This is a genomic window from Actinomadura sp. KC216, assembly GCF_004348535.1.
GTDB lineage: Bacteria > Actinomycetota > Actinomycetes > Streptosporangiales > Streptosporangiaceae > Spirillospora.
The window spans coordinates 46,240-52,354 of sequence record NZ_SMJX01000017.1 but is presented as its reverse complement, the minus strand read 5'-3'; the positions used below and the strand labels follow the sequence as shown (position 1 = coordinate 52,354).

General features: G+C 70.2%; 5 protein-coding genes. 1 reads left to right on the top strand and 4 read right to left on the bottom strand.

The window, feature by feature from the left end:
* From E1264_RS05315 to E1264_RS05300, 4 genes are all read right to left on the bottom strand, one after another.
* Positions 1-1,455: glycoside hydrolase family 3 protein (locus E1264_RS05315; RefSeq protein ID WP_347813363.1), on the bottom strand; the 1,455-nt coding region annotated here is incomplete at its 3' end.
* A complete protein-coding gene (locus tag E1264_RS05310; RefSeq protein WP_243710759.1) occupies positions 1,452-2,342 on the bottom strand; it encodes a carbohydrate ABC transporter permease in 891 nt (296 codons plus the stop codon). The genes E1264_RS05315 and E1264_RS05310, both read right to left, overlap by 4 nt.
* On the bottom strand, positions 2,339-3,310 hold the full coding sequence (locus E1264_RS05305; protein WP_132170137.1) for a sugar ABC transporter permease: 972 nt from the start codon (positions 3,308-3,310) through the stop codon (positions 2,339-2,341). The genes E1264_RS05310 and E1264_RS05305 overlap by 4 nt, the downstream gene beginning before the upstream one ends.
* A 22-nt stretch (positions 3,311-3,332) precedes the next feature.
* Positions 3,333-4,595 carry an extracellular solute-binding protein gene (locus E1264_RS05300; RefSeq protein ID WP_243710763.1) on the bottom strand — a complete coding sequence of 421 codons (1,263 nt, stop codon included), beginning with the start codon at positions 4,593-4,595 and terminating at the stop codon, positions 3,333-3,335.
* A 269-nt stretch (positions 4,596-4,864) separates the two neighbouring features.
* Here E1264_RS05300 and E1264_RS05295 point away from each other — a divergent pair, with 269 nt between their 5' ends.
* Positions 4,865-6,091 carry an ROK family transcriptional regulator gene (locus E1264_RS05295; RefSeq protein ID WP_132170133.1) on the top strand — a complete coding sequence of 409 codons (1,227 nt, stop codon included), beginning with the start codon at positions 4,865-4,867 and terminating at the stop codon, positions 6,089-6,091.
* The last annotated feature ends 24 nt before the right edge of the window (positions 6,092-6,115 follow it).

Genomic DNA, 6,115 nt, shown 5'->3' with positions numbered 1-6,115 from the left:
GGTCAGGCCCAAGAGTTCGGCGACGGCTTGGGCGTTGGCGGCGGCGGCGCCGTAGGACGCGAGGTACACGGCGGAGCCGGGGCGCCACACGGGCAGTCCCATCTCCACGACGACGGTGTCCGGGCGGGCCGTGAGCAGGGCCGTGGTGAGCGCGCGCTGGGCGGCGTGCCGGTGCGCGTCGCGGAGCACGACGACCAGGCCGCGTCCATTGGCACGGTCCAGGACCCGGTTCGCCGCCCCGTCCGCCCCGTCGGCTTGGACGGCGTCGGGCGCCCACGGGCTGAGACCCCAGGGGGTCGGGCCCATGGCGATGTTGCCGGTGGACTCGGTCTCCACGACGAGCGGCGCGCGGTCCCAGCCGGGCAGCGAGCCCGACACGCGGATCGCGCGGCGGGCCGCCTCCAGGCCGGCGGCGCGGTCGACGACGGCGGGCGAGTGCCCGACGAGCCATTCCTTCAGCTCGCGCGTGCGGTTCGCCGCGTCCTGCAGCCGTTCCGCCGACAGCCGCCCGGTCCGGACGGCCTCGCCGATGGCGGCGAGGGTCGCCTCCAGGGTCTCGGCGTGCTCGTTCGGGCCGAGGCACAGCAGGTCGGCGCCCGCGATGAGCGCCCGGACGGACGCCTCGGGGATGCCGATCGCGCCGCTCGCGCCCTCCATGTCGAGCGCGTCGGTGACGATCACCCCCTGGTAGCCGAGGTGCTCGCGGAGCAGCCCGGTGATCGCCTCGGGGGAGAGGGTCGCCGGCACCCCGCGGGTGATGGTGGGCAGGTTCAGGTGCCCGGTCATCACCGCGCGGGTGCCGGCCTCGATCGCCGCCCGGAACGGGACCAGCTCGCGCCGGTCCAGCAGCTCCAGGTCGGCGTCGACGAGCGGGATCGACAGGTGCGAGTCGTCCACGGTGGCGCCGTGGCCGGGGAAGTGCTTCGCGCAGGCCGCGACGCCCGCCTCCTGCGTCCCGATGACGGACGCGGCGGCGTGCCGGGCGACGAGCTCGGGGTCGGACCCGAACGAGCGGGTGCCGATCACCGGGTTGTCGTCGGCGGTGTTGACGTCGACGGACGGCGCGAAGTTGAAGTTGACGCCGACGTCGGCCAGCTCCGCACCGAGGGACCGGTAGATCCGCCGGGTCAGCTCAGGGTCGTCGACGGCGCCGAGCGCCGCGTTGCCCGGGTAGGGGCTGCCCGTCTGGTGGCCGCCGAGGCGGGTGACGTCGCCGCCCTCCTCGTCGATCGTGACGAACGGGTCGCCGGCCTTGCGCATCTGCGCGGTGAGCGCGGCGAGGGACTCCGGGCTCTGCACGTTGCCGGTGAGGGCGAACAGGGTGACGCCGGCGAGGCCGGCCTCCAGTTCGTCCAGCACCCAGCGCGGTGCGGTCGGGCCGGGGAAGGACGGGAGCAGGGTGCCGCGTGCCAGCCGGGCGATGTCCGCGCTGGTCGCGATGTCGTCGGCCGTCACCCTTTCACCGCCCCGGCGGTGAGGCCGGACACCATGCGGCGCTGGACGAGGAGGAAGAACACGATGACGGGAATGGTGAGCAGCGTCGACGCTGCCATGATGGGCCCCCAAGCGTTACCGCTGCGGCCGAAGAAGAACTGCAGCATGATCGGGAGGGTGTATTTGTTCTGGTCGTCGAGGAACGTGAAGGCGAAGATGAACTCGTTCCAGGCGGTGATGAACGAGAAGATGCTGGTGGCGACCAGGCCGGGCGCGACGAGCGGCAGCATGACCCGGAAGAACGTCCGGATCGGGCCGGCGCCGTCGATGGCCGCCGCTTCCTCCAGTTCGCGCGGTACCGCGGCGACGAAGCTCCGCAGCATCCAGATCGCGAACGGCACCGCGAACCCGATGTAGACGATGGCGAGGCCGGACAGGCTGTTCAGCAGGTCCAGGTGCTTCAGGTCCAGGAACAGCGGGATGACCAGCGCCTCCAGCGGCACCATCTGGACGATCAGCAGCATGATCAGGAAGGTGGTGCGGAACCGGAACCGGAACCGTGCCACGGCGACCGCGGCCAGCAGCGCGAGCAGGCTCGAGGCCAGGACCGTGACGAGCGCGAGGATCGCGCTGTTGCGGAAGTACTCCCAGAAGCTGACCTCGGCGATGCCGCCGTTCAGCACCACGTCGAAGTGGTCCAGCGTCGGGTTCGCGGGGAACGGCTTCGGTGTCGTGCTGAAGATCTCGTCGTTGGGCTTGAAGGCGGTGGACGCCATCCAGAAGACGGGGAAGACGGCGAGGAAGAAGACCAGCACCCCCGTCGCGTTCAGCAGGATCTTGCGGCGCAGGCGCTTGCTGGAGGGACGGCGCCGCGTTCCGGCCGGGCGCCTCGTCGTCATGGTCGTCATTTCGTCTCCCCCTGGCGCACCATGACCCGCACGTAGACGGCGGTGACGATGAGCAGGATGACCGTGAGCACCAGCGCGATCGCCGAGCCCATCCCGAGCTTCGGATTCAGCGACCCGAACGCCTCGGAGTAGCCGTAGAGCGACAGGTTGAACGCGTCGCGGTTGGCCATCCCGGACATGATGAACAGCTGCGTGAAGACCTTGAAGTCCCAGATGATCGACATGACGAGCAGCACGAGGAAGATCGGCTTGAGCATCGGGTACGTGAGGCTCCAGAACGTCCGCCACGGGCCCGATCCGTCCACCCGGGCGGCCTCGTACAGCTCGCCGGGGATGCTCTTCAGGCCGGCGAGGACGGACACGGCGACGAACGGGCACGCCTGCCAGACGACGCAGACGGTGAGCACGGTGTAGGTGGACAGCGGTGTGGCGAACCAGTTGTAGCCGGACCAGCCGCCGCCGACGAGGAAGTTCGGCAGCAGGTCGAGGGTCCAGTTGACGAGGCCGCCGGTCGAGCCGAACAGCCACGTGAAGATGATCGCCGCGGTGACCGGAGGGGTGGCCCAGGCGACCATGACGCCGCCCGCGACGACGGACGACATCCGCCTGCCGAGCTTGTTGAGCAGCAGCCCGACCAGCGTCCCGACGAGCAGCGTCAGCGTCACCGCGACGACGGCGAACAGGACGGTCTGCTTGAGGGTCTGCCAGAAGAACGGGTCGTCGAGGATCGTTTTGAAGTTCTCGGTGCCGACCGACTCGGCCGGCTCGCCGCGCAGCTGGCGGTTGCCGACCTTCTGGAACGACATGATGCCGATCTGGATCATCGGCCAGAACATCAGGATGGCGATCACGGCCACGGTCGGCGCGATCAGCAGGTAGGGCCCGAAGCGGGGCCTGCGGCGGGGCCGCGCCCGGCCGGAGGATCTCCGGCCGGACGCCTTCCGCACCGCCGGTGCGGTGTCGAGCATGGACGTTCCGATCAGCCAGGTATTACGACGCGTTCAGCAGGGTGTTGGCTTGCTCGTTCGCCTTCTTCATCTCCTCCTCGGCGGACTTGCCCTGCATCATCGCCTTGATGGCGTTCGGCAGGACCTTCTTGGCCTGCTCGAACTCGCCCCAGCCGGCGCTGATCGGCGGGAACTTGGTGTTGCCGGCGATCGAGGTGAAGGCCTCGAGCTTGGGGTCGGAGAACTTCACGTCCGAGCGCATGGAGGAGAAGCCGCTGTAGTCGGCCCACGCCTTGGCGTTCTTGGCGTTGTTCAGCACCGTGATGTAGTCGAAGGCCGCGGCCTTGGCCTTGCTGTCCTTCCAGACGGCCAGGTCGGACCCGCCCGCCATCACCGGAGCGTTCCCGCCGGTCTTGGTCGGGATCGGGAAGACCGCCCACTTGTCGACGTTCTTCGGCGCGAGCTTCTTCATCTCCTTGAGCGCCCAGCTGCCGTCGAAGTACATGCCGACCTTGCCGAGCGCGAAGTCACGCTGCGGGCCGTCGAGCTCGTGCTTGCCGATGTAGCTCGTGGGCGCGACCTTCTCGGTGCTGACGAGGCCGGACCAGTACTTCGCGGCCTCGATCGCCTGCGGCTGGTCGAGCTTGCCGACCCACTTGTCGCCTTCCTTGACGGCGACCTCGCCGCCGTTGCCCCAGATGAAGCTGAGCAGCGCGTTGGTCTGGTCGCTCGGCACGGCAATGCCGTTCGCCTTGCCCGAGTCCTGGATCTTCTTCGCCGCCGCGGTCAGCTCGGCCCAGGTCTTCGGCTGCTGGATGCTCAGCTCCTGGAACAGGTCCGTGCGGTACCAGACGGCGCGGACGCCGCCGTACCACGGCACGGCGTAGGTCTTGCCGCCCGACTGGTCGTTGGCGAGCGCGGTCTTGTTCAGCGTCCCGCCGTCCGCCCAGCCCTTGAACTCGTCGCTGATGTCGGCGAGGTTGCCCTGCTCGATGTGGGACTGGACGTCGGTGTTGCCCAGTTCGGTGACGTCCGGGCCCTCACCGCCGGCCGCCGCCTTCTGGAACGTTGTAGCCACCTGAGGCCACGGAACGTACTTGATCTGGACGTCCGTGTTCGGGTGCTTGGTCTTGAACTCGGCCTCGACGGCGTCCAGGAACTTCGTCTGCTCCGTCGTTCCCTCGCCCATCATCCAGACTTTGAGCTGGGCCGGGTCCTTCGTCGCGCCCTTCTCCTCGCCGCCGTCGTCGCCGCCGCAGGCCGTGGCGGCCAGGGCGATCGCGGCCGCGACGGCCGCAACCTTCATGTACTTCACTGGGGATCCTTTCCGGCATCGCCTCGCGCGGCCTTGTGGCCTGCGGTGCGAGGGGATATGGGGACCCTTTAGGGTCCCAGCCATGCCCCTCTCGCGTTCGCCACGCTCGCGGGCGCCCTGCTCGCCAGTCCGCGCTCTGCGCGCGCCCCCGATCCGGGGTACCGGACCGGTCGGCGCTTGGGCGTAAACTAACAAGAAACTTTCCTAAACAAAACTGCCGTTAGCGGATTGAGACACTTGAGAACTCGAGGGGTACCAGCATGGTCGCCAACCGCCCGGGGACGCCGAGGCTCCTGCGTGAGCTCAACGATCGCGCGGCGCTGGACCTGCTCGTCCAGCAGGGCCCGCTGACCCGTGCACAGATCGGTGAGCACACCGGGCTGTCCAAGGTAACCGCGTCCCAGCTGTTGTCGAGACTGGAGGACCGCGGGCTGGTCGCGGTCGTCGGGTCGCAGGCCGGCGGGCGGGGGCCGAACGCCGCGCTGTACGCGGTCGTCCCGTCGAGCGCCTACGTCGCGGGCCTGGAGGTCGGCCCGGACGGCGTCACCGCGGGCGTGTCCGACATCACGGGACACATAGTCGCCCAGGTCACGGTGGATCCGAACGGTGCCGACGAGCCCGTCCGGATGGTGCACGCCGCCGTGGTGAAGGCGTGCCGCTCGGCGAAGGTCGCGCTGTCGAAGCTGAGCGCGTTCGTGATCGGCACGCCCGGCGTCGTCGACCCGCAGTCCGGCGACGTGCAGTTCTCCTTCGACCTTCCGTCCTGGCACGAGGGCGTCCTCGCCGCGCTGCGCACCGACCTGCGCCGTCCCGTGACGATCGAGAACGACGTGAACCTCGCCGCCATCGCCGAACGGGCCTACGGCGCCGCGCGCGGCGCCGACGACTTCGCCCTCATGTGGCTGGACCGCGGCATGGGCCTGTCGGTGATGCTCGGCGGCCGGCTGCACCGCGGCCGCTCGGGCGGCGCCGGGGAGATCGGCTACCTGCCCGTCCCCGGCGCGCCGCTGCCGCTCGGCACCGCCCGCCGGGTCGAGGCCGACGAGGGCGTCACCGACTCGACGACCTGGGGCATCCCGACCCTCGCCGGCGGCTACGGCGCGCTCGTCGGCGCGGACGCGGTCCGCGCCCTCGCGCACGAGTACGGCGTCAAGGAGGCCACGGCGGTGGAGTGCGTCCGCGCGGCGGCCGCCGACGAGGCCCGCGGCGGCCCGTTCCTCGACGATCTCGCCCGCCGCATCTCCTACGGCGTCACCTCGGTCAACATCGTCCTGGACCCGGGGCTCGTGGTGCTGTCGGGCAACCTCGGCCGCGCCGGCGGGCGGCCCCTCGCCACCCGCATCGAGGAGATCGTCGGCCGGATCAGCCCGACCCGTCCCGCGGTGGCCGTGACGGGAGTGGAGGGCAACTCCGTGCTGCGCGGCGCCCTGCACGCGGCCCTGGTGAAGGCCCGCGACGACGTCTTCTCCTCCGCCGGAGTGTCCTAGGGCGGGGTGGTCCTAGGGACGGCG

Coding starts and splice junctions, on each gene's coding strand:
- E1264_RS05310 (WP_243710759.1), bottom strand. CDS start 2,342: ATGACGACCATGACGACGAGGCGCCCGGCCGGAACGCGGCGCCGTCCC.
- E1264_RS05305 (WP_132170137.1), bottom strand. CDS start 3,310: ATGCTCGACACCGCACCGGCGGTGCGGAAGGCGTCCGGCCGGAGATCC.
- E1264_RS05300 (WP_243710763.1), bottom strand. CDS start 4,595: ATGAAGGTTGCGGCCGTCGCGGCCGCGATCGCCCTGGCCGCCACGGCC.
- E1264_RS05295 (WP_132170133.1), top strand. CDS start 4,865: ATGGTCGCCAACCGCCCGGGGACGCCGAGGCTCCTGCGTGAGCTCAAC.